The organism is Candidatus Dependentiae bacterium, from assembly GCA_018266175.1.
GTDB lineage: Bacteria > Babelota > Babeliae > Babelales > RVW-14 > JAFEAY01.
In genome coordinates, this window is record JAFEAY010000025.1 from 183228 (window position 1) to 205827 (window position 22600).

The 22600-nt window shown below is 38.3% G+C and carries 23 protein-coding genes and 2 tRNA genes; 7 read left to right on the forward strand and 18 right to left on the reverse strand.

Annotation, left to right across the window (positions count from 1 at the left end; genetic code table 11):
• Window positions 1–9: 9 nt before the first annotated feature.
• From JST56_06530 to JST56_06540, 3 genes are read right to left on the reverse strand one after another with little or no spacing between them, the layout of a single operon-like run.
• A complete protein-coding gene (locus JST56_06530; protein MBS1988614.1) occupies window positions 10–441 on the reverse strand; it encodes a hypothetical protein in 432 nt (143 codons plus the stop codon).
• A gap of 12 nt (window positions 442–453) precedes the next feature.
• Window positions 454–906 carry a MarR family transcriptional regulator gene (locus tag JST56_06535; GenBank protein ID MBS1988615.1) on the reverse strand — a complete coding sequence of 151 codons (453 nt, stop codon included), beginning with the start codon at window positions 904–906 and terminating at the stop codon, window positions 454–456.
• A gap of 12 nt (window positions 907–918) precedes the next feature.
• A complete protein-coding gene (locus JST56_06540; GenBank protein ID MBS1988616.1) occupies window positions 919–1353 on the reverse strand; it encodes an EVE domain-containing protein in 435 nt (144 codons plus the stop codon).
• A 182-nt stretch (window positions 1354–1535) separates the two neighbouring features.
• Between JST56_06540 and JST56_06545 the strand changes: the two genes are divergently transcribed.
• From JST56_06545 to JST56_06555, 3 genes are all read left to right on the forward strand, one after another.
• Window positions 1536–2246: a deoxynucleoside kinase gene (locus JST56_06545; protein ID MBS1988617.1), complete on the forward strand. Its 711-nt coding sequence runs from the start codon at window positions 1536–1538 to the stop codon at window positions 2244–2246.
• 119 nt (window positions 2247–2365) lie between these two features.
• Window positions 2366–3463 carry a hypothetical protein gene (locus JST56_06550; protein MBS1988618.1) on the forward strand — a complete coding sequence of 366 codons (1098 nt, stop codon included), beginning with the start codon at window positions 2366–2368 and terminating at the stop codon, window positions 3461–3463.
• A 34-nt stretch (window positions 3464–3497) separates the two neighbouring features.
• On the forward strand, window positions 3498–5138 hold the full coding sequence (locus tag JST56_06555; GenBank protein ID MBS1988619.1) for a hypothetical protein: 1641 nt from the start codon (window positions 3498–3500) through the stop codon (window positions 5136–5138).
• Here JST56_06555 and ybeY read toward each other — a convergent pair.
• The 4 genes from ybeY to JST56_06575 form a co-directional block, all read right to left on the reverse strand.
• Window positions 5122–5580: an rRNA maturation RNase YbeY gene (gene ybeY, locus JST56_06560; GenBank protein ID MBS1988620.1), complete on the reverse strand. Its 459-nt coding sequence runs from the start codon at window positions 5578–5580 to the stop codon at window positions 5122–5124. The two genes, JST56_06555 and ybeY, sit on opposite strands and share 17 nt — an antisense overlap.
• Window positions 5581–5603: 23 nt before the next feature.
• Window positions 5604–6173: a PIN domain-containing protein gene (locus JST56_06565; protein ID MBS1988621.1), complete on the reverse strand. Its 570-nt coding sequence runs from the start codon at window positions 6171–6173 to the stop codon at window positions 5604–5606.
• 5 nt (window positions 6174–6178) lie between these two features.
• The gene (locus JST56_06570) at window positions 6179–6637 is read right to left on the reverse strand and encodes a helix-turn-helix domain-containing protein (protein MBS1988622.1); all 459 of its coding nucleotides are present in this window, start codon (window positions 6635–6637) and stop codon (window positions 6179–6181) included.
• Between the two features lie 109 nt (window positions 6638–6746).
• Entirely contained in the window at window positions 6747–9206 is a 2460-nt protein-coding gene (locus JST56_06575) for a valine--tRNA ligase (GenBank protein MBS1988623.1), read from the reverse strand.
• 309 nt (window positions 9207–9515) lie between these two features.
• On the opposite strand from JST56_06575, the gene JST56_06580 reads away from it, so the two are divergent.
• The 4 genes from JST56_06580 to JST56_06595 are packed head-to-tail and all read left to right on the forward strand — an operon-like array spanning window position 9516 to window position 14497.
• The gene (locus JST56_06580) at window positions 9516–10607 is read left to right on the forward strand and encodes a hypothetical protein (GenBank protein ID MBS1988624.1); all 1092 of its coding nucleotides are present in this window, start codon (window positions 9516–9518) and stop codon (window positions 10605–10607) included.
• A 5-nt stretch (window positions 10608–10612) separates the two neighbouring features.
• Window positions 10613–12178 carry a hypothetical protein gene (locus JST56_06585; protein ID MBS1988625.1) on the forward strand — a complete coding sequence of 522 codons (1566 nt, stop codon included), beginning with the start codon at window positions 10613–10615 and terminating at the stop codon, window positions 12176–12178.
• A gap of 3 nt (window positions 12179–12181) precedes the next feature.
• Window positions 12182–13270 (forward strand): hypothetical protein, encoded by a 1089-nt coding sequence (locus JST56_06590; protein MBS1988626.1) that lies wholly within the window; start codon window positions 12182–12184, stop codon window positions 13268–13270.
• A 24-nt stretch (window positions 13271–13294) separates the two neighbouring features.
• The gene (locus JST56_06595) at window positions 13295–14497 is read left to right on the forward strand and encodes a J domain-containing protein (GenBank protein MBS1988627.1); all 1203 of its coding nucleotides are present in this window, start codon (window positions 13295–13297) and stop codon (window positions 14495–14497) included.
• Window positions 14498–14634: 137 nt separating this feature from the next.
• Here JST56_06595 and JST56_06600 read toward each other — a convergent pair whose 3' ends face one another.
• The 11 genes from JST56_06600 to JST56_06650 form a co-directional block, all read right to left on the reverse strand.
• Window positions 14635–14919: a hypothetical protein gene (locus tag JST56_06600; GenBank protein ID MBS1988628.1), complete on the reverse strand. Its 285-nt coding sequence runs from the start codon at window positions 14917–14919 to the stop codon at window positions 14635–14637.
• Between the two features lie 147 nt (window positions 14920–15066).
• Window positions 15067–15222: a hypothetical protein gene (locus JST56_06605; protein MBS1988629.1), complete on the reverse strand. Its 156-nt coding sequence runs from the start codon at window positions 15220–15222 to the stop codon at window positions 15067–15069.
• A 15-nt stretch (window positions 15223–15237) separates the two neighbouring features.
• Window positions 15238–16128 (reverse strand): FkbM family methyltransferase, encoded by an 891-nt coding sequence (locus JST56_06610; GenBank protein ID MBS1988630.1) that lies wholly within the window; start codon window positions 16126–16128, stop codon window positions 15238–15240.
• Between the two features lie 128 nt (window positions 16129–16256).
• On the reverse strand, window positions 16257–16625 hold the full coding sequence (locus JST56_06615; GenBank protein ID MBS1988631.1) for an ankyrin repeat domain-containing protein: 369 nt from the start codon (window positions 16623–16625) through the stop codon (window positions 16257–16259).
• A gap of 448 nt (window positions 16626–17073) precedes the next feature.
• Window positions 17074–17150: transfer RNA gene (locus JST56_06620), tRNA-Glu, on the reverse strand.
• A gap of 23 nt (window positions 17151–17173) precedes the next feature.
• A tRNA-Lys gene (locus JST56_06625) sits at window positions 17174–17249 on the reverse strand.
• 676 nt (window positions 17250–17925) lie between these two features.
• On the reverse strand, window positions 17926–18681 hold the full coding sequence (sufC, locus tag JST56_06630; protein MBS1988632.1) for a Fe-S cluster assembly ATPase SufC: 756 nt from the start codon (window positions 18679–18681) through the stop codon (window positions 17926–17928).
• Between the two features lie 225 nt (window positions 18682–18906).
• The gene (locus JST56_06635; GenBank protein MBS1988633.1) at window positions 18907–19152 is read right to left on the reverse strand and encodes a hypothetical protein; all 246 of its coding nucleotides are present in this window, start codon (window positions 19150–19152) and stop codon (window positions 18907–18909) included.
• Between the two features lie 207 nt (window positions 19153–19359).
• Window positions 19360–19866, reverse strand: a complete 507-nt coding sequence (locus tag JST56_06640; GenBank protein ID MBS1988634.1) for a glycine zipper 2TM domain-containing protein — start codon at window positions 19864–19866, stop codon at window positions 19360–19362.
• Window positions 19867–19967: 101 nt separating this feature from the next.
• A complete protein-coding gene (locus tag JST56_06645; GenBank protein MBS1988635.1) occupies window positions 19968–20732 on the reverse strand; it encodes an SH3 domain-containing protein in 765 nt (254 codons plus the stop codon).
• A gap of 13 nt (window positions 20733–20745) precedes the next feature.
• Window positions 20746–22578, reverse strand: coding sequence for a protein BatD (locus JST56_06650; GenBank protein MBS1988636.1), 1833 nt, complete (start codon window positions 22576–22578; stop codon window positions 20746–20748).
• Window positions 22579–22600: the final 22 nt, after the last annotated feature.

Here is a 22600-nt window from a genome sequence, read left to right on the forward strand (position 1 = left end):
TACTCACGTTCAAGATTTTTTGGCATACGCAACAAAACTCGCAAGTGATTCTGGGAAACCATTGGCAATATTTTTTCCAATCAAAAACCAGAAGATCCATGCACACGGGCCAGTTACTTCGATAGTATTGGTGATTTTGATTGCTGCCTTATGATTTTCTAAAAAATGTGAAAACCTGAGCGTTGCCAAAGTAATGCCACACAGTTTTATTTTGGTTGCATTGGTAAACGAAGTCAAAGGCTTGCAATCTTCAATCACGCTACGAACAACTCCACTGTTACGTGGCTTAAGGGTAACAACTCCACCATTTTCAAATTCACCTTCCAGAATGCTCCATTCAATGTCATGGTCCCATTTATTCCAATTGCTTACATCAGACCATGCTTTCCACACCTGTTCACGCGAAACATCTGCAACAACTGAATATTCTTTTTGACACATTTTAATACCTTCTTATTCCTGATTACCAGTCATAATCTCAAGCATGCGTTCCATAAAATCTGTCCGCTGCCCCTTTAAAACTTTAAAAAACTTTTTATCAACATCAACCACCAATGGCATTGCCTGATTCAATTTTTTAATCCCCTGCGCAGTCAAGACCAACGAAAACGCACGCGTATCGGTCTTGTGCTCTTCGCGACGCAACAAACCTTTTTGCTCAAGCGTTCGCGCAACCTTTGAAGTCATCATGACATCGGTCTTTGCAAAGCGAGCAAGCAAAGCCTGCGTAACAACCTCTTTTTGTTGATTGTGCCAGCCAATAGCCGCAAGCAAGACAAATTGCACATGCGTCAGGCCCGTTGGCTCAAGCGCTTGAACTATTTTACGTTGCCACAAATTGGTGATCTGCCAAAAGACAAACCCCATGCTCTGCTCTGGGCGGTCATGAGAAAATTTTATAGTCATCTTTTCCTATTTTTATTCTATTTTTTCGCCAAGCATTTCATGCGCAATGAGTTGAAAATCTTGAATCGGTATTTCAAAAAATCCACGCCTAAAGAGGATTCCCCAATTTTCACGGGTTTTAGTTAACGAAAGTTTTGAAAGCATTTTATGAATTGGAACTTCTATACATTTTTTAAAATTTACCTTGCTGCGAAAAGGGGTAAAGCCCTGCCCCATATCAACTTGAAACACATTACCATCAACCACCTGACCAATAGCGGTAAAGGCCTGACATTTTTCAGTACCTTCAAATTCGAGCTTGGGTGAATAGCAAATAACCCAATCACCCTCTTTCATCCGCTTGAGCGGCGCAGCTTTGCCATGGCAGGCCTGTGTAATGCCTTCTTTAACTCCACGAGCAACATGATTTTTTGATGCAACAACCATCCAGGCACGAACTGACATAATAACCCTTTCAATTTAGTAATCATGATTATAATATCCGCGATTACTAAAGTCAAATGGGTCATTTTTTCTGTTTATTGCAAAATAGTCCGATTTAAAAAAAAATTTAACAGATCAAAAAGAACAGTTTAGAATAGAGACCCTTTTATCTCTAGAATTAATGAAACCAAAATAGGAAACAAACCATGTACATCTTAGAAGGCAATACCGGCGTCGGTAAATCTACATTTCTCAAACTGCTCGCACAACATTGCCCAGATGTTCATGTCATTCCCGAACCTAAAGATTCTTGGGCCGCCGGTTTTCATGGTCGTTCATTACTCGGAAATTTTTATGACGATCGTCAGCGATGGGCTTATACCATGGAAACATTTACCATGGCCTGCCGCGTTAAAGAGCATGCAAAAGAGCAGGCTGACCCAAACCCTAACCGTGTTATGGAGCGCTCAGTCTATTCTGGTCACTTCTGTTTTGCGCTTAATGGACAAAAAGACGGCATGTTTAACAACATTGAGTGGGACATTTACAAACAGTGGGTTGATTTTTTAATGCGTAAAGCTTGCAAGCCGCCACTGGGATTTATCTACCTCAAAGCCCAACCTGAAGTTTGTTTTGGCCGTATACAAAAACGTAATCGAGCGGGCGAAGAAAATATCACCCTGGAATATATGAAGCAAATTGATTTCTGGCATGATAAATTTTTGCTTGAAAAAGATGGTATATTTCCAGAACTTAAAAGCGTTCCAGTGCTTATTATCGACTGCAACCAAGACTTTGTTCAAGACACCAGCCGTATGCAAGAAAATGCACGGCGTGTTGCTGAGTTTTTAAAACAGACACAAAGCGCAGCCCCTATTCCAACAGAACAAAGATACACAGCAGCTTCATTGTTTTAATCATCTCAAGATAATTGTGTACGTTAATACGTTCACGTAAAAATAATTACGGGAAGCACTTTATAAATTCACAAAGCTGCTTCCCGTAATTATTTTTAACTCATACATCAGGAGACACTGTGTCCAAAAAATTACATCTCTCACTCTTTTTTCTTGTCATCTCATTAAAAAGCCCGATTTATTCTATGAATGAAGATTTTAGTAATAAAAATATTATTGATGACTCTCAAAATATATACTTCGATGAATCTCCTTACGCAGAGCAAAATGCAGAGCAAATGCTCAAAGAAATGGGCTATATTGTCCCTGCTGGGATGAGTGCTTCAACAGCACTTGAGCTATTACTCGATGGGGTACCACCTGAAGAAATTTTCAGATCTGTAGAAAGCAATTCTCATGAATCGTATGAATATTCTAAGAATCACCGATCAATTACTCATATTTCCTCAAATATCTCTGATATAGAAATAAGCAATATAAGTGAATTTTTAATAAAGTTTACTTCAGTACGCGCTGGAGCTTTTCGACACTATGGAAAAACATGGAAGGACCCTATTGGTTCTTTAAAAAACTTTAGAAATATGCATGAAATACTGATGTCACTTGTTTCTCATGCATTAGAAGATGCTCGCTACTTCCAAAAACCTTTTCCCATTATTCCTACTGCAGAGCTCTGCGATCTCTACAAAAAGATTTTTGAAATCTTAAAGCTTTATCCAGAGGAAATATTCTTTGACCAAAACTTTTATGAATTTGCACAACTCAACTTTCAAATCTTTGAAACACAGGCAAATATAATACAGGATATCAAGGCTAATATCAGAGTTATTCCAAATCTTGTTCAAGATTTGCACAATACTGTAGAGCTCTGCACGCTCATGCTCAAAACAGCTTATTTATGCTATACCATTCTTACAAAAGAGAATGTCGAAAAGCCTCTGCATCGGCCTGCGGCAACACATCTTGCTGATATTGTCACGCAAAGTACACATATTTTCTTGAGCATATTCGATAGACATAACGAAATAGATACAGAAATAAAGATGTCAATTAAAGAGAGCTTAACACGGCTCATGAAACCAATTGACCATAGAGACTCTATTGCTTGTCTCATGAATCTAGAAGAGCTCATCATCAATTTTTCAGACACAATCAAAGCAATGGCTGAATTAATAGCTTCTTTAAATGATATTGTTCAAAGTGATAACAATTTATAAATCAAAAACTTAACGTTTTTCTCATGGAGTAATTATGATACAAATATCCCTCTATTCAATCCTCTTCGTCACAGCGCTGACATCCTCAACACTTATTGGTATGCAATCGAATATTATTAATCACGATGAGATTTCAGAACGAATAACACTTCATGCAATGGGGTTTTCTCAAGAAAATATCGATAAACTTTTCAAAAGTAACTGCACCCTAGAAACTGTTCAACAACTCTTAGGACTTGATATGAGCGTTCAAGAAATTATTGATCAATTCAGTGCAACCTTACCTCAACATGATGTTGCAATTCAAAATCAATCATCTGATCCGGATGGAAAAAATGAGATGATTGAAGATAATGTTGAAGAAGAATCAAGCAAAGGAATAAATCAAGTAATTATAGGACTCAATACAATGGGTTATCCTCTTGGAACAATTAATTGGTGGCAAACTTCCGGCTATAACTTAGATACAATTTTTGAATTGCGTAAAGCTGGTATACCGCTTCAAGAAATTCTCAATATTTTTGAAAAAGAAGATCAAATCGATAAAGATGAATGGAGTGACCAAATTTCTTCTCATATAAATCTTGAGTCTGTGAAATTGAAACGTACAAATAATGAGTTCACACGGAGTGAATGTACTCAAGAACAAAAGGAATTACAGAATGAACTCTTACGAAAAGTATGGGAAAACTTTTCAGACGAAGAGCTACCAAAAGAGTTGGAAAGCGACATTATCATGACTGAAAATCACGATTCAAATTTTCAAGAATCAACTGATAATCAAAAGCCTGTAAAGCCAAAACTTGTCAAAATGAGACGCTCAGAAAACTTTTGCGATATTTCTGAAGTAATAAGTGAAGATGATATTTTAAACGACTGCATTCAACGAGGCAAAGATGCTTATGAAAAAGCGATAAAGCCTGGTCTTGAGCATATGCAGTTTGATCTTAAAACTCATACAACAACCTTTCTAACCTTCGCTGAAGAGATGACATTTTATTTGTTAGATAGGTCTGGTATTACCGATAACGCAAATCAAAAACATTTTGGACTTCAACTCATCGAAGCAATACTCGATTTTTACGCTCACCAAATGAACAGAACAAGAATTACTTTTCAGAACGTCCAAAACAAACTCAATCTCTCCAAAATTTTCTCTCCAGATATCTGTTTAGACCAAGAAGCAGAAATTTTTAGAACAATCGCTTTTGAGCATGTAGATCAAACATTCTTAGCATTCGATTTCACATTTAATAACTTAAAACTAGAAAATCAAGTAATTAAAGCAGCACCACAACCTCTTGAAAAGCTTTACCCTCTGCTTGTGAATGCAATTTCACAAGCTCTTCAATTAAAGTTTGAATGTATGAAGATCTTGCAATCTTATACTTCAAACAATCTGGTTAGTTCAGCGGCACAACAGATAAGTACTTCTGGAAAAACCATTGAATGGTTAGTGAAAAATTTACTTACTCATACTTTCGATGATGAAGGTATTGAAATTGAATGCCTTATTGGATTCAACGAAAAGATGAACTCTTTTAAGTCAATGCAATATGCTTCATATGAAGAGCTTGAAAAAGATATGTGTAATCTTCAAACTGTTCTTGATGAAATGTTTTCTGCATGGCTGCATTTTTCGCAAGAATTAAAAACTTTTAACGAGTTTGAATAGCCTTGAGCAACTTCTTCTCAACCTTTTGCATCACCGCAAACTCTTCATCAGTCTGATGATCGTAGTTTAAAAGATGCGCAAGGCCATGAGCAAGAAGATGAGTTAAATGCTCTTCAAATGATCTTTCCCATCTTTTGGGAGCATCTTTTTGAACATACTCAAGCGAGATAATCATGTCACCCAAGTTTTTATCCTCGGGATCTTTGACCTTAATCTTTTCACCAGGTTTTAGTTCGGTGTGATAGGGAAATGACAAAATGTCAGTAGCTTTATCTTTGTGACGATAGTCACGATTATATTTTCTGATTGTTGCATTGGTTGTGAGTAGAACTCCAACATCAAAATTGGGATATCCAAGAGCTTGGAGCATCACGTTGATGTGATGCTCCATTGCTTTGATATTAACTTTAATTTTTCGCTGACGATTGTTAATGGTAATCATAATTTAAATCTTCATCATTATTTTTAAATAAGATCTATATAATCTTGGAGATATTTAACAGTTTGGGGAAGAGCTTGTCGCTCAAGGATACTTAAATATTCCTGAGCACTTTTAGCAGGACTCTTAAGACTCATTCTTGTCTCACGAATAACATCAATAACCCTGGATGGAAACCTATCGAGCAAATATCGCAAAAACAAATCTGGGTGCTGAGCCTCAACTCCATATTTCAAAAGAGTCTTTGATGGGAAATCTGCAAGGTTAAATGTTATAATCATCTGAGCACCTGCGCGAATAGCAGCAGCCAAAACATGCCGATCTTCTGGGTCTGGTAATACAAGATCTTTAATAAGCCCTTTATATCCAACAACCAGGCAATCTCTCACATGCTTGTCCATCTTGTCTCTTATTTTTTCCAAATGAGCTCTTGTTAAATCTGGGCGTTTTTTGAGAAGACTATTAATCCATTCTTCATGTATATCATGAGTCCACTTTGCTCTATAAAGATCTGCAAGCACCAACCGTAATAGTAAGTCTCGAATCGGTGCTTGATATAAAACGCAAGCATCATAAATGACAATAAGATTACTCATCTTAATCAATATCCCAAATCAAGTTTTTGAGCATCATCAATCAATTCATCTAATACCTTACGGCGAGCAACATCAATTTTTGTTTTATAGGATATCATATCTTGAAGCAAAATTTTCCTACGATTCCCTACTTTTCGAAAAGGAATTAATTTTGTCTCCAATAACTGTATCAAATAGGGACGTGATACATTTAACAAATCTGCAGCTTCTTGTGTTGTTAACTCAGCATGAACTGGAATTAAAGCAACTGCATTACCTTCGGCCATTTGCGCCAAAATAGAGATAAGAAGTTTAAATGCAGACCGTGGAATTGTTAGTTTTTTTGACTTTTCAAATGTAATATCAATAGATTTTGATTTTTTTAAAGACAAACCTGATAGCGCTTTACTTGAATTTCGAGCAAGCTCTACTTCTTTATTATTTGGCAAAACAGGTTCAAAATCATGAAATTCTCGAATAGCCATGACTCCCTTTCAAAGGTATCAATGTACAAAACTGGAAGTAACTTTCGAGTTACTTCCAGTTTTAATTCTAGCCAATATTCGAAATAAACGCAATATTCGAAATTATTTATTACTTAAGCACAGAGAAAACATGGGCAATAAACAACTCGCCATCCTGTGTCATATGCTCAGTTTCAAGCAATTCAGTACTGAACTGAATGCTTGCAGATTTTGTTACACCCTTGAGCAATGTCTCTTGTTGTGCAAGTAACGCTTGAACTTCACGGTCACCATAAATAACCAAGCTTTGTAGTTCAGTTTTCAGCGAAATTTGTTTTTCACTTTTCAACTTACGGACACTGGCAACCACGGCCAATGCACACTGAACAGCCTGAACACTTTGATCAAAGGTATAATCAAAGCGCTTTTCATCAAGCACGGTAACATGCAACGAAACCTCTTTTTCAGTTACTTTGTATAAACGCTGATAGAGCGCATCGGTTACAAAAGGAACAAATGGTGCAAAGAGCTGCAGAATGGCAAAGCCAACTTCATACAACACAAAGCGTGTGCCCTGGATAGTAGCTGCATCATATTTGTCAGGGTTAAAGAACTGATCTTTTACCAGCTCAAGATAGTTATCGCAAAAGTCGGCCCAAAAGAATTTCTCTGCCACTTCAAGCGCAGCATGATATTCATAACCATCAAATGCCTGAATGTATCCATGTATAGTTTTGTTCAAGCAGGTAAGAATCCATTCGTTAAGCTGGTCCAGCTTTGGAGCTTGCGCTGGCTTTTCATATCCTGTAATGTGTTCGGCACAAAAGCGAAATGCATTCCATAATTTAGTAACCAAGCGGTGACCAATTTTGAGCTGATTTTCACTAAAGGCGGTATCAACACCCAAGCGAGCACTCGCGGTCCAATACCGAATAACATCTGCTGGGTAGCTAGCCAAAAGCCCTTCGGGTGATGTTTTACTATTTTCTTTAGACTTAGAAATTTTATCTTTACCGGCAAGTACGTGGCCCGAAATAACAATATCATGCCACGGAATATCACCGTTATGAAAAAACGATTTTACAATGGTATCAAAAGCCCAGGTACGAATGATATCGTGCGCCTGTGGTCGCATGCTCATCGGCATGGTCAAGCCATCAGGTGATACATCCGGCCAATTGGTATTAATTTGTGGCGTGAGTGATGAAGTGTTCCAAGTATCCATGACATCGGTATCTGGAATAACATCTGTTGAAGAGCATTTGGGACAAGATCTGCCTGGATAATTTGTTTCTTGTGGGTCAATTGGAAGCACTGCTTCATCAGCAAGCAAGATTTGTTTACAGCTATTACAATGCCAGACAGGAAACGGAATACCAAAATATCGCTGACGAGAAACGCACCAGTCCCAGCTTAAATTTTGTACCCACTCTTGGTACCGAATCTTCATGAACTCCGGCTTCCAAGTGATTTTATCTGCAAGTTCTAAAAACTTTTCTTTGTGATTGAGCACATCAATAAACCATTGCCATAACACGAGATACTCAATCTCTTGCTTGCAACGTTCGTGAACACTCACATGATGAACAATGCTCTTTTTACCAATCAATGCGCCGGCTTGCTCAAGCAGCTCAAGAACCTTTTTGCGTGCTTCGTGTACTGCCAAGCCCGCAAGAGGCCCTGCAAGTTCGGTCCATTTTCCATCGTTGCCAATTGCTTGCACAAATGAAAGCTTATGTTTTTTAAACCAAGTAATATCGGTCTGATCACCAAAGGTGCAGCACATTACAAGACCGGTCCCCTTTGCTGGGTCAACCAAATCATCTGCAAGAATAGGTACTTGTTTATTAAAAATTGGGGTGATTGCTTGCTTACCGGCTAAATGCTGATAGCGGGCATCGTCTGGGTGATAAAAAACGGCAACACATGATGGTAATAATTCTGGGCGTGTTGTTGCAATTGAAAGTTTTTCACCCGATTCAGTGGTAAAATAGATATCATTAAATGTTGATGAAACTTCAGCTGAATCAAGCTCTGCTTGAGCAACCGAAGTGCGGCAAGTGGTGCAATACAGTGATGGCTCAGCCTTACGATAGATATACCCTTTTTTGTAGAGCTCAACAAAAGAGTGTTGCGAAGCTTTACGCGCCTTGAGTGAAATGGTTGAATAGAGCTTGGTCCAGTCAACGGAAAGTCCGATGCTGCGCCAGAGTACTTCAAAAATCTTTTCTACCTCTTCGGTCTCCTTGAGACAGAGTGCCAAAAATTCTGACCGCTTCATGTTGTGAGCTTTTAAGCCATGCTTTTTTTCAACAAAACGCTCGGTCGGTAAACCGTTATCATCAAAGCCCATTGGGTAGAAGACATTAAATTTACGCAAGCGCTTGTAGCGCGCAACCAAGTCGGTTTGCGTGTACGAAAAGACGTGACCAATGTGCAGCGACCCGGAGACCGTTGGAGGAGGTGTATCAATGCTATACACTTCTTTATCTGGATTAGGCTTGAATTGATAAATTTTCTCTTGTTCCCAGAGTTGCTGAATTTCAGGCTCTGTCGTCTTACTGTCGTACAGCTTGTCCATTTCGATCATGATTGCCACTTTTCCGGTAACAGACCACACATTTTAATTTCACAATGGTTGAAATTATAGCATAGATAGGGGGTAAACAAAAACTATGCCAAAAGCTCACCGAGAAGTTCATACGAGCTTAATATTAATATTTCTAAGTGAAAATAATAAATAAGATGAATTGATTTTAAGGGGTAATTTTACAGCATTAACATTACTCAATTAAGCTTTTTTTCGAAGAAAACCATTTATCTTTAAAAAAACAGTGATATACTCGGACCTCTTTTGGTCATTCCTATTGAGTTTTTAAAATTTATAAAGAGTTCACCTATGAAAACACCCATTAAAACAAGTATGCTTTTGCTCGTACTTGGATTTCTCATCACCCCATTTCAAAGCTTTGCAGCAGCGGTTAGGCCTATCCCGTATAATCTCCAGACCATAAACCGTGCCGAAGCGATCTTAGCAATTGCTCGAGGGCCATTGGCAGCACTTTCATACCGCAACCAAGGCAAGCATACCAAAACAGCAAAGGCGCTTCACGTTGCTACCGATGCCGTACGCCTAGCCAATGAAGTTCTCACTATTATCAATCACCCAGGTGACCCTCATTTTTCTTCATGTTTTTGGGCTGTTTTTGATGCCTCAAATTTGTACATCGATATAATGGATAATGATAAAAAAGTTGATGACATATTTGAATTATCTGAAATACAACAAAAAAAGATCAATCACTTAAGCCAAATAACGCAAACTTATTTGTTACCTCTTACTGAAAGCGCTACTGCTCTTTACCAAGCAGTTAACACCAATCAATCACTGAAAAATAGTATTTATCGACAACGCGCACAGGCATTTGAATCTCTTGCTCGAGCAACATCGGTCTATTTAAATCATCAAAAATCTAGAGCTGCTATAGTTCTGTTAGTAGGCGCAATTGCCCAAATAGTTCACGCATTAAGCCTTGAGATACCTCCAACACCTCCACAACAGGAAAACAACAACCAACCAAATGCTGTTCAGTTAGGCCATTTTGAACAAGTTAATCAATTTCGACGAGATGATGCAGCAAATCGAATACTTTTTGCACAAACAGCTCAGAATCCGCCTGTAATAAGACTAGAACCAAGAATGAATCAAGATAGTCATGAGCTTGTCGATAATCTTATCATTGAACGAAATGGGCAAGAATTGGCTCTTCACCAAGATGCTATCACAATGGGTGATTGGGAAGCAGGAGATCGCGTTCGTATTTTTGCATGCAATCACGCCACATTAGAAGACAATATTGCTCCCATGGAACAAGCTGAAGTAGAGCAACAAGAAATTCTTGTTCTTGATTTGGGCTATATCCGCCATACATGCCACCTTTGTCAACGCATACGAGTTCCACATCTCGAACGTGTTATGGTTATACCTTAAAAATTATGCATAAAAAATCTATTTGTTTGTTACTCGCCATTCTTCTGACAACAATTCTGCAAAGCTGGGCGGCTGATATTACATTACTCAACTGTACTGAAGCAGGTTTAGCAATTGCTCGGGGGCCACTTGCCGCACTATCTTACCGCAACCACGGTCAGTACACCAAGAATGCAAAGGCTATTCACGTAGCAGCAGATGTAGTGCGCTTGGCAAATGAAGTTCTCTCGCTTGTTAATCATTCACAAATTGATTATTCAAAAGGGTCAAATCGTTCTTCATGCTTTTGGATTTTTCTTGATGTCTCAAACTTTTTTCTCGATTTGATTACCCGAAACAGAAAACAAAAACTTGGTACTGACAATATTGAACTATCACAAGAACAAAAAGAGAAAATAAATCGGTTAGTCGAGATCTCTCAAACGTATTTATTACCTTTTGTTGAAAGTACAACAGCTTTTTACCGAGCTCTTAACATCGACCAATCAGCAAAAAATTATTCCTATCGCCGAAGAGCACAAGCGCTCTGCTCAATTTCGCGCGCACTTTCAATCTACTTAAATCATCAGCAATCGAAAATGGCAATTACCTTGCTGCTAGGTACCATTACAGAAATGATCTGCATTTTAAATGTGCAAGTACCTGGAGATGAACCCGAGCCTCCTACTTGGGAAGATTATGCACAACCGATACCAATACAAATGGTAGGTCAATTAGCAATTATCAACGAAGGAAACAATACACACCCAAATTACGTGGTGTATCGTAATGGTGTGCGCCATCATGAGCTTGGAGCATATGATCCTATTGAACAGAATGCTTGGCAGCCTGGTCAATTTGTTCGCGTTCTAGTATGCAATCATGCACTACAATTTCATGTTCATGACAATTTTTACCCGCAATGTCCAGTGTGCAACCGTCGCTTAAACCCATGGGAAAGCGAGCTTCTTACAATCCCTGGTGAAATACCGGTAGCCCCATATGTAGCACCAGCTCCAGTAGCTACTTATGTAGCACCAGCTCCAGCACCCGAAGAACCTCCTATAAATAATCAAACGCGAGTACAACTTATTCGCTTTATCAATGGAAATATTGGATTAGACGTTGAACAAGATGGCTATATAACAACAACTCCACGCACTCTTGCTCTTGGAAATTTCAGAGCTGGTCAACGAGTACGCGTCTTTGTTTGTGGGCATGCAGCACTTGAGGATGAAGATGATCAAATGGCACAAATTCATGCGCGAGATATCGCAATAGATATTGCGAATGGCTATCCTCCACGCGAAGAAACCTGCACCCAAGTCGGCTGTGATATTCTTCGCGATCGTGCAACAGAAAGGGTTATGACTATTCCAATTGGAATTTTCCATCAACCTTTAAATCCCATTAACCTTGACGATTACGACGACGACAACGACGATGATGACGACGACCATGACGATAACGACGACGATCATGACGATGACTTTATCACGACCCAAGTACCCTTTGACCAGCGACAAATTGACCTTAATTATTCATCTGATGATGCAAGTGATAGCGATTATTCAGACGAAGGCGACTTATAACCTATGAAAAAAATAAAGCTTTTTATTACATTTACCAGCTTACTGCTTGTATCTTCACGCGTTTTGCAAGCAGATACTTCATACCCTCTGAGCAGCTATGCAGAGATGACAACGGCAGTGCTTCGTGGACCACTTGCTGCACTTTCGCACCACAACCATGGGAAGTACACCGATAAAGCGAAAGCTATTCACGTAGCAGCAGATGTAGTGCGCTTGGCAAATGAACTCTTAACGATTGTTAATCACCCAGGTGACTACCATTTCTCTTCAAGCTTTTGGGCTGTTTTTGATCTTATAAATTTATATATCGATTTATTTAAAAAAGATGAGGAATCATCTGACAACTTGATAAATTTAAATACCGAGCATACAGAGCTCATTAATATTTTAGGTAAGGTATCGCAAACGTGCTTGCTGCCACTTACTGAAAGTACAACGACATTGTACCGTGCAATGAATGTCGACCAAACCCCTCAAGGCTCAATTCTGCGAAGACAAGAAGAAGCTTTTTGCTCACTTGCACGCGCGATCTCAATATTTTTAAATCATCAGCACTCTGAGCCAGCACTGACGTTACTGCTCGCTGCGGTAACAGAAACCATTCTTGCAATAAGCAACTACCCAAGAATAGATGTTACACCAGAACCAATAATAATTCCTCTTCAACTCAATCAAACAAGCAATAACGCTATTAATTTAGAAAATAATCAACAACAACAAAATAATCTTGATGATCCAGAAGAAGAAGAAGAAGAAGAAGAAGAAGAAGAGCTTATTTTCTACGACGCTCCTGATCATCCTGATGATGAAGAGCTACAAGTTCATGATAATAATCCAGAGCACGTGATGCCAGCTCTGGAAGATGATGATAACAATAATGACGAAGAAGAATTTATTTTCTACGATGCTCCTGATCATCCTGATGATGAAGAGCCACAAACTCATGACAATAATCCAGAGCACGTGATGCCAGCTCTGGAAGATGATGATAACAATGATGACGAAGAAGAATTTATTTTCTACGATGCTCCTGATCATCCTGATGATGAAGAGCTACCATCTGATGGCGATAATCCAAAAAAATATGATTAGAATTAATAGAATTGAAAAATTAATATGAAAAAAATAAAACTTCTTACCACCCTCACATGCTCGTTCTTGCTGTCTTCACCAACCCTCCAAGCGGATAGTCCCTACTCTGCGAGTAATTATGCTGAAATTGCGTGCGCTGCACTCCGTGGACCCCTGGCAGGAATTTCAAACTATTACTACGCACACAATGAACACTCGGGTAAAGCTCGAGTAGTACATCTTGCAACAGATTGCTTACGGCTTGCAAATATTATTTTGAGCATAAAAAATCACCCCAATGATTTAAAAAAATATACGACCATGTGGGGGCTTATTGATAGTGTTAACCTGCTTATCGATAGCCTACACGCCAACCCAACTCCTCTTGATGGGAGCCAAAAGCACAATGATGACTTGATTTATGATGATGAAGAATATCAAAAAATTTATAGTCTCATCGAAAAGTTACGCGCTTCACTTGCCTGTGGCATTCTTCCGGCCATTGAAGGTAGCACTGCCCTTGCAACCGCTCTTTCTGTGGATGGTGCTCAGCTTGATGTTGATAATAGCCTATTCCGCTTACGCCTTCAAGCAACTCAATCGCTTGCACGATCAATCAATATGCTCGTCAATGCAAAAACAAAAAATGAAAGAATATCCGCTGCTCTTTTTGTGCTCCTCAACGCAGCAATGGTTGCTGAAGATTTTTCATCAAACAGATTAATTCAAATACCACGAGCTCGAGCAAGAAATGTAAATGCCGAAATTTCGAATGAGCATGGCTTTGTTATCATTATTACACGCGCTGATGAAACCGTAGACCGAATTGTTTTTGGATTCTTGATTCCCGGTACGGATACAGTTATTCCTGGCAATAGCACGGTCCGAGTATTCCCGTGCTGTAATGATGTTCAATTTATTCAAAATGCCCATCCAATGGCAGCATTTCATCGTTGCCAATATAGCAATATAAGTCGCAATTACTACGATTTCAATATAACGCCAAATGAAAGTGCTCGACTTCAAGTGGGCTTTGACCAAACAGTAAGACCACTCCGGGTATTTCAGACTCTTGAACTTGAGCCAACCGCAACCCCCGATGAAATTCGAAGACAGTTTCGAGTATTATCACTTCGCTATCATCCTGATAGAAACAATACACCTGAAGCAGTTGCTCGCATGCAAGAAATCAATCAAGCATACGATTTTGTATTAAACAGAAATCAGGAAGCTGATTTAGTTGACTAAGAAAATCTAGAAAATATAAATCAACCTACCATTATCCCTGCTGGGCCAGTATTTTTAACTGAAGAATAAAAATAAACCCCCGAAGTTTTAGAATTTAAAACTTCGGGGGTTTTATCATCACAATAAGCTATAAACTTTTATTTCATAAAGCCGCGACAGAAGGTTCTGATCTTCTCAACAGCTATTTTAAGCGCAACATTAATTTGAGTAATATCCAGGGTCACGAGGCCATAGTAAATAAGTGCAAGGCCACCAACAAAAAGAAGCGTTTGCATGATCACTTTATGCGCTATGAGCACAAAAAGTGTTCCCAAGAAAATTGCAACCAAGCCTTTGATGACGTTCATATTGGGCAAGTCGCAGCAATTTACCTTATTACCACCCTCTATAGGCTTATTTTTTTGTTCATTACCATTATCCATTCCCATCCTCCCTTCTCATGAATTGTTTAAACCACGCATCCATCAGCAGTTCCTTGCTAGGATGAACAGTTTTAATCTTAGCACACGCGCATAAATAAATTCAATCTTTGAATATTTTTCACGAAGGGTTGAGAATAAAAGGAAGTTTTAGTAAGGGCGACGACCAATCATTTTAAGCCCAGTCACAATCAGATAGAAACCAAAACCGACGCAGAGATACTTGAGAATTGTTATGCCAATCAATGAAGCAACAATAAGAATCCCAACAACACACAAGAGTAAACCGTTTATTTGCTTATCCATACTATTCAGAATCTTTCAATCTTTGGAATTCATTGTACTGGGCAGACATAAAATACGTACATTTCCTTGTAGTTCACTTTTATTAAACTGAACAAGATAATTATATTTTATAACATAAAAATTATATCTCAGCGAAAGGAGTGACTGCTGAACCTGGTCAAATAATTCAATTTTATCTTTTGCATCAGATTTCAAGCAATATTCAAATATTATTACCGGCTTAAATTGTGCAATTGACTTAAGCGAGCCCATTAAAACATCTAAATCAAAACCTTCGGCATCAATTTTTATAAGATCCAAGCGATCAAGCTTGTTGTATTCAATAAAATTATCAAGGGTCTCAACATTAACCGTGTAAGTATTACTCAAATTTTCTTGATTACCTTCATCTGACTCAGTCAGAAAAGATGTCCCTTGATTTGATGAGTTTTCATCAAACCCATGTAAAAAAAATTCTCCAGACTTACTCGCCAACCCAAGCGGAATAGGTTTTATGCAAAACATCCGATTGAGGGTTATATTTTCATCCAATTTTTGAAAAATCATTGGATGAGGCTCAAATGCATAGACAGATCCTGAAGAGCCAACCAGCTTCCCGAGCTTTAATGAATGAATGCCGATGTTTGCACCAACATCAACTACGGTTGCACCGGCGTAAACAAACCGCTCAAATAATTTTGAAATAAAAAACTCATACCCACCATAAAAAAATAGGCTCCATTCTAAAAATGATGCCGTATTTATTTTAAAAAGCAGGTCATCATTAATAAAAATAACTCTCTCAATGAAGTCTTTTTTTCTGGTATCAGGGTTATAAATAAATCTCAAAAACCGGTCTAAACGCTCAAGGTTCCTCTTTCTGGTAAATTGAGCAATTTTGATTATTAATCGATTTTTAAGATTCACAAGCTACCCTTCTGATTCGGATAAAATAATATTAAAACATTATATATCTGTTTTCTCTAAAAATTCAACCTCACGAAACAAGCCTTTTATTCATATTTCTAAAAATAAAAGGACTCATTATAATTTGCTTAGAAGGGACAAATAGAATCAACTGCAGAGCGAGCAAATAATTCAATCATAATACTTGTATGCTGCTGCTCTTTTGCAAGATCATATGCAGTCTTACCTTGAGGCGTTTTTATTCGGCTATTGCACTTCATATCAAGTAATTCAATCACGACATTGAGATGACCAAAGTATGCGGCATAATGGAGAGCCGTCCAACCACACTCATCAATCGCATTAAAATCAGCACCTCTATCAAGAGCTTGTCGCACATTTCTGAGAATTCCAGATTTTACATTTTCAAATAACTTCTTTTCTTGAATACCCAAAGCGTTAACATGAAAAACTGATAAAAAACCCACAAGAAAAATTATTACTTTTATAAAATTCACTTTTACTACCTTTTAAAGAATTAAATTCTTAAAATGATAATAAAATCGGATAGGAAATGCAATGTGCACATATAATTACTGAATCAATCAAAAAAATAAGCCCATTACTGTATTCGCAAAAGCGATAAAAATAATAAAGTAGAGATATTTTGAAAATAAAATTGGATCGGTAAAAGACGGCGCCAGAATAAGATAAAACAGCATATTAAGATTAGCTCTATAAAAATCAGAACGTCTAAACACTCTCTTCATAACTCTTGTTATAACAAAATATCCAAGTATGTTTCCTACTAATGCGCTTATTAAATACAGTAATAAATTATATAACACAATCATTTAACAAATCCCGATATTAAAAAAGAGCTACAAATAACAAAGCGGTCACGAATTTTTATATCGTGACCGCTTTGTTATTTTTTTATTCTATGAGCTGCGCAGCAGCAAAGTATGGCGTCCCCAAGGGGATTCGAACCCCTGTTACCAGAATGAAAATCTGGTGTCCTAGGCCGACTAGACGATGGGGACGCGTAATTTCAATTTCAAGAGAATGGTGAGCCGCGTAGGATTCGAACCTACGACCCACAGCTTAAAAGGCTGTTGCTCTACCGACTGAGCTAGCGGCTCTCTTGACTTAGTTGCATTTAATATGAAGAAAATTTATATCAATACATCGGCTTTGTCAAGCAAAAAGCCTCATAAAACTGAGGTTGTAGCTTTTTTATCATCAAAAATTGATTATGATAATCTTTTACATAACCATAATAACACATCTTTTATTCCTGACAAAGATATTTTTACGCATATTGTCTTAGAACCTATACGAAAATTAATTGATTAAAGATAAGCTTTTCTCCATGAGGTATAATACCTCGTGTAAAAAAGAGGAGAAAGGCTTATGAGCCATGATATACCAGATTCATTTTGGGAAGAACTAAAATCAATTGTAAAAGCTCCGCTTGGAGGAGAAAAAACAGGAAAAAATCCAACGGATAGAAGAAAGCTTGGGTGAAAGAAAAGTATGCTTGTTGACCCAAGAGGAGCTCCTCTTGGCATCGCAATTGGATCAGCAAACAAGCGCAGATCGAAAAACAATTTTGAAAAAGCTTCATCTCGACACAGGTGGATTGTTCAACGATCGATTGGCTGACTTAATCATTTTTAATCAATTCGCATTCGCTGGGCAAGGCGCCAATCATCGTTCTTGGGTTTATGTTAATTTGCCTGTTCTTACAAGCTTTTTGCTATGTCGGGAATTTTCAACTGACTTATCAAACTTGATAAGTCAGTTGAAAAATAAACTTTACTCAGCGTATCCAGCTTGTTCTAGTTCTTTTGCAAGTTCAGATCCGCCAGAGCGAACAATTTTTCCTTTTTGAAGGACATGAACAGCGTCTGGGTGCAAGTATTCAAGGATGCGTGGGTAGTGGGTAATTAAAACAAGAGACATTGATGGATTTTGCCTTTTAATTTCATTGATACCATGGCAAACAATTTTAAGCGCATCGATATCAAGGCCGGAGTCAATTTCGTCAAGAATTGCGATTTTTGGTTTTAAAACAGCAAGCTGCAAAATTTCAGCACGCTTTTTTTCACCACCAGAAAAGCCTACATTCACAGAGCGGTTGGCAAACTCGGGGTCCATTTTCAGTAATGTTAACTGCTCCAAAAGCATAAGGTTGAACTCTTTGATGCGTAATTGCTTATCCGTTCCATCGTACAAAGCGTTGTATGCTTGGCGTAAAAAGTCTTTGTAAGGAATGCCATCAATTTCATGAGGGTGTTGCATAGCCAAAAATAAGCCCAATTTTGCACGTTTATCGGGCGACAGCTCATTGAGAAGCTCGTTATTAAAAGTTATCTGTCCGCCTGTAATTTCATAGCGAGGGTGGCCCATGGTGGTGTATGCAAGAGAGCTCTTGCCTGAACCATTGGGTCCCATGATTGCATGAACTTGACCAGGATTAACAGTCAAAGAGATGCCATTTAAAACGTGCTTGTCTTCGACGGTAACGTGAAGATCATTAATTTTCAAAATATTTTCTGTATTAGTTGCCATGTGACTTTTCTTAAAAATGGTTATGAAATCTAATTTCTATCTTAGTTTGTTCTGTTAAAAACAGCTGTTCTTTAGTATAAAAGGGTGCTAAAAGTTTGCAACCGCAAAAGAAAAAGCGCGTTCGTTGACCGCTTCTCATTTTTCGGGTCGCCGTGAAGGCCATCCTGAAGTGAAAGAGCGGATTTTAGCAACGAACGCACAACTTGTTTTTAGGGTTATTTTTGCTTAGTCGCGATAGTCACGATCATCCCGCATGCTGTTGCCAATAAGCCCACCACCAACACCACCAATAATGCCGCCAGCAACAGCGCCACCGGTGCCACCTGTTGCAGCGCCAATTGCTATGCCGGTTCCAGCGCCAATAAGAGCACCAGCTGCAGTCTTTTCTTGTTTAGTGCATGATGACATCAAAGCAGCGCAGCCTAGTACAAAACTAATGATTAAAAATTTTAGAATATTACTCGTATCCATAAATTCCCCTTTTTTAGCAAGATAATCAGAGATATTCCCCGTTCTCTGGTTATCTTGATTTTAATTTAATTTTCACATTGAAATAAATAGTTTTAATAAAATTTATTAGATAGTAAGGTATTATATAAAAGTATTATTTTTATTAATCAAAAAAAGACCCTCTAAAAAGAGGGTCTAACAAGTAAAAAATCGAATGAAAATTTTGAGTTATCGAGAGCTTAACAGCACTTTGCCTCGACAGTATGGGCAGTAGCGATATGACGAATCAGGTGTAAACGAGGTTGCACAGGAGCGGCAAAATTTTTCTCGGCCCAGGTCATCGCCACAGCTTGGACAGGATTGTGCACCGAGAATATTGATTTTTTTCTGGCATGAAAAACACCATTTCTTAAGGTTTTCACGCAGGTTTTGATTTTCTGCTTGAAGCTCAGCGAACATTCTTTTTGCACGTTGTGCATTGCGTGCACGTTGCTCTTGTTCTTCTTCTTTATCAGCAGCTCGTCCAACCTCTCGACCAAACACGTTCCCGATGAGTGCGCCAACAAGCGTGCCGGTGCCTTTATCGTTTCTACCAGCAACAGCGTTACCAATAAGCGCTCCTGCTCCAGCGCCAACCGCGCCAGCAGAACCTTCGTGCTTACCGCAGCCACTTACTAGCGAACCAAGAAAAGTGACCATAATGAGGGGTAGTACAGCATTATATTTTGCGTGCATATGAACCTTCAATAACAAGAATAAGTGAGACAGAAATAGGTTACGACTCCAGCTTATAAAAAGTATGGAAGATGTTGCAAAAAAAGCAATTGGGTTAGGAATTAGATAACTTCAAGCTCTTTTTGGGAGATCCAGCCAATGGTTCCACGAGTTGTGATTTTGTAAAAATCATCAGTTTTCTTGAAAATTCGTACCTCGTCAGCTTGTGAAACTTCTCCCAAGGTTTTATAGGTATCACCAGGTCCGGCTCGAAGCGTCCCCTGTTTTGCTACCACAACGCCGTATTGACGGAAGTTAATACCATACTTTAGGGTCAACATGCTCGCAGCTAGTGCCAGAAAAGAGAATAGGCAAGCAATAACAAAAGCTCGTCCTTTCCGGTGAAGGTAGTGCAGATACAAAAATAAGAAGAGCCACATCAAAAGAACTGCAAGCTGTAACCAGAGCAACGGAATAGCTTTGATCAATGAAAGAGCTTCATTTGAAAGACATTCAGAGGCCTTTTTTATGCCAGATATTTTTTTACCTGAAGCATCTGGTACAAGTTCTTTTTTAACAAGAGCAATATTTTTAATAAGTTCATCTCTGCCAGAGATTCCCCAGTTATACTCAGCTTTGCGCCAGTACAAAAGAGCATAACCAAACTTTTTAAGCTTGTATGCACAGTTTCCCATATTATAAAAAAGTTGAGGTGTTTTGTGTAAGATTTGCTCATATTGCTTTAAAGCTTCAGTATAATCACCTTTTTTATACAGCTCGTTTCCATACAAAAAAACTTCCTGAGGGTTTTGATGTTCAGCTTTAACGGATAAGCCGCTTGCTGTAAGGCATAAGAGAAAGGCAAGTACTCGATTGAACTTTATCATGCTCATGTGTCCTTTATTTTCCTAAGAAAATAATCCAATATTTTCCTCGTTTGAGTAGACTGCGTAACTCTGCAAGATTTTTTGTCTGTGTAACAAAATGTAAGCCTGCGCATTCATTTAAGTAATCCATAAATTCTTGAATTTTTTCTCCAGGAATTTCATCGTCTTCTAATTTTTGCATTACCCAGTCGTGTGTTATAAAACTTGCCGGCACATCAAATTTTGTTGCCAAAAATGAAAGCAGGAGTTGATATAACCCTTGTACTGAATCTTTTTTGATCATGATATCAATTCGTTGATCAAACTCATCAAGCTGTTTTTTTGCAGAAACACGAAAAATACGATAATACCATTTTCGTAAAAATGGAAGCATTGATTTACTGAGCAGGATAGTTGGAAGAAAGAGAAGGATGATAAAGAGCCACCACGGTAAAGATGGAGCTGCCTTTTTATTAATTCCTCCATCTTCTTGAATAAAGTGAATCTCTTTTTCAAGAGGTCTATTCTTCTTTTCTGCGGTAATTTCTTTTTCTTGATCATCTTGATCAATCAATTCTTTTATTTTTGCCTTGTGTGGTTTTGTTTGTGTCAAAGGCATGACTGATATTGCCAATGGCTTGCTCTGAAGATTTCTATAGCTACCAGATGCGGTGTCAAAAAAAGTGAATGTTTGGGCTGGAATTTCCCAGTTCCCTGCAGTTGGAATTTGAATAACGTATTCAAATGTTTTCTTGCCTAGAATAAAATCTTGCGACCAATCTTCTTGTACTGAATTTTTTGATTCGTAATGCTTAAACCCTCGTGGTAAGTTTAAAGTTGGTGCGGTCACTTGGTCAAAGTTCCCTTTACCTTCAACAATGAGCTGAAAGAGCAACGCCTCATTTGCTTGAGCTTCGGTTTTATTGAGCGTTGCATTAAGGGTCGTAAACTCTCCAACGCCATTTACTTTTCCTTTGTGAGCAGGAAGCGGATCAACTGATATAGTTATGTCATTTGACATTGCTGTGCGCTGCTCAGCGCGAGCAGGAAAGAAATCATCAAAAAAAGTATGATCAAAAAAGTCACGCGCTTTGTGCCGTTGTGCTCGCACTACGCACTGTACCATTAATGGATCAATTTTCATTTCACCCGCTTGTAAGGGGGTAAGGACAATTTTTTTTTCGATGACGTCGTAAACTTTATTATCGCGAGTTTCTTGACGCGTTTTTGCTTGCATAACTTCTTTGTGTAAAAAATTAGTAAATGTTGGAGATGCAAGTTCGGTTTTTAAGATAGGTCCACGAGTGTAAATTGAGGCGATTACTTCAACTGGTTCACCAACAACAACACGCTTTTTACTCGGTTTTAATTCGCAAAAAAGTTCAATAGATTGATCTTGATTTCCTTTGCGATTTGGTGATTGATATCCGGCTGGGCGTTTAATTACTTGAATTGATAGTGTGTCAGAAGAAAAATCTTGTCCGCGTTTATTTTTTATAGTTGCAGGGCCAAGAGTAAAAATTCCTTCGTTGTGCGGAATAAGCGTATACTTATAAGTGTGCTCAATTGATTGTTGCCCATTGATGAGCGTAATATTTGATGAGCGCATAGTACTTGCAACGCTAAAGCTGTTGATGCCAGCAATTGAAAGATCTTGAGCTTGTTGACCAATATCACGTACGATTGCCTGTAGGATAAACGATTCACCAACAAACGCCGTTGGTTCAATATTGCCGGTTGCGGATTTTTTAATCTGTTCAATATTCTTTACATCAAGCGAAATACTTTGAGCGATAATAGTGTTACTTACTCCTCCAATTAAGAGAAGGAAAATAAGCATAATTTTTTTAATGATTGTGTGACTCATGGAGTTTCCCCTTGCAAAACCA

Excerpts from the sequence above, each read along its gene's own strand:
- JST56_06530 (MBS1988614.1), bottom strand. The coding sequence starts at position 441 with ATGTGTCAAAAAGAATATTCAGTTGTTGCAGATGTTTCGCGTGAACAG.
- JST56_06535 (MBS1988615.1), bottom strand. The coding sequence starts at position 906 with ATGACTATAAAATTTTCTCATGACCGCCCAGAGCAGAGCATGGGGTTT.
- JST56_06545 (MBS1988617.1), top strand. The coding sequence starts at position 1,536 with ATGTACATCTTAGAAGGCAATACCGGCGTCGGTAAATCTACATTTCTC.
- JST56_06555 (MBS1988619.1), top strand. The coding sequence starts at position 3,498 with ATGATACAAATATCCCTCTATTCAATCCTCTTCGTCACAGCGCTGACA.
- ybeY (MBS1988620.1), bottom strand. The coding sequence starts at position 5,580 with ATGATTACCATTAACAATCGTCAGCGAAAAATTAAAGTTAATATCAAA.
- JST56_06565 (MBS1988621.1), bottom strand. The coding sequence starts at position 6,173 with ATGAGTAATCTTATTGTCATTTATGATGCTTGCGTTTTATATCAAGCA.
- JST56_06570 (MBS1988622.1), bottom strand. The coding sequence starts at position 6,637 with ATGGCTATTCGAGAATTTCATGATTTTGAACCTGTTTTGCCAAATAAT.
- JST56_06575 (MBS1988623.1), bottom strand. The coding sequence starts at position 9,206 with ATGATCGAAATGGACAAGCTGTACGACAGTAAGACGACAGAGCCTGAA.
- JST56_06580 (MBS1988624.1), top strand. The coding sequence starts at position 9,516 with ATGAAAACACCCATTAAAACAAGTATGCTTTTGCTCGTACTTGGATTT.
- JST56_06585 (MBS1988625.1), top strand. The coding sequence starts at position 10,613 with ATGCATAAAAAATCTATTTGTTTGTTACTCGCCATTCTTCTGACAACA.
- JST56_06590 (MBS1988626.1), top strand. The coding sequence starts at position 12,182 with ATGAAAAAAATAAAGCTTTTTATTACATTTACCAGCTTACTGCTTGTA.
- JST56_06595 (MBS1988627.1), top strand. The coding sequence starts at position 13,295 with ATGAAAAAAATAAAACTTCTTACCACCCTCACATGCTCGTTCTTGCTG.
- JST56_06600 (MBS1988628.1), bottom strand. The coding sequence starts at position 14,919 with ATGGATAATGGTAATGAACAAAAAAATAAGCCTATAGAGGGTGGTAAT.
- JST56_06605 (MBS1988629.1), bottom strand. The coding sequence starts at position 15,222 with ATGGATAAGCAAATAAACGGTTTACTCTTGTGTGTTGTTGGGATTCTT.
- sufC (MBS1988632.1), bottom strand. The coding sequence starts at position 18,681 with ATGGCAACTAATACAGAAAATATTTTGAAAATTAATGATCTTCACGTT.
- JST56_06635 (MBS1988633.1), bottom strand. The coding sequence starts at position 19,152 with ATGGATACGAGTAATATTCTAAAATTTTTAATCATTAGTTTTGTACTA.
- JST56_06640 (MBS1988634.1), bottom strand. The coding sequence starts at position 19,866 with ATGCACGCAAAATATAATGCTGTACTACCCCTCATTATGGTCACTTTT.
- JST56_06645 (MBS1988635.1), bottom strand. The coding sequence starts at position 20,732 with ATGATAAAGTTCAATCGAGTACTTGCCTTTCTCTTATGCCTTACAGCA.
- JST56_06650 (MBS1988636.1), bottom strand. The coding sequence starts at position 22,578 with ATGAGTCACACAATCATTAAAAAAATTATGCTTATTTTCCTTCTCTTA.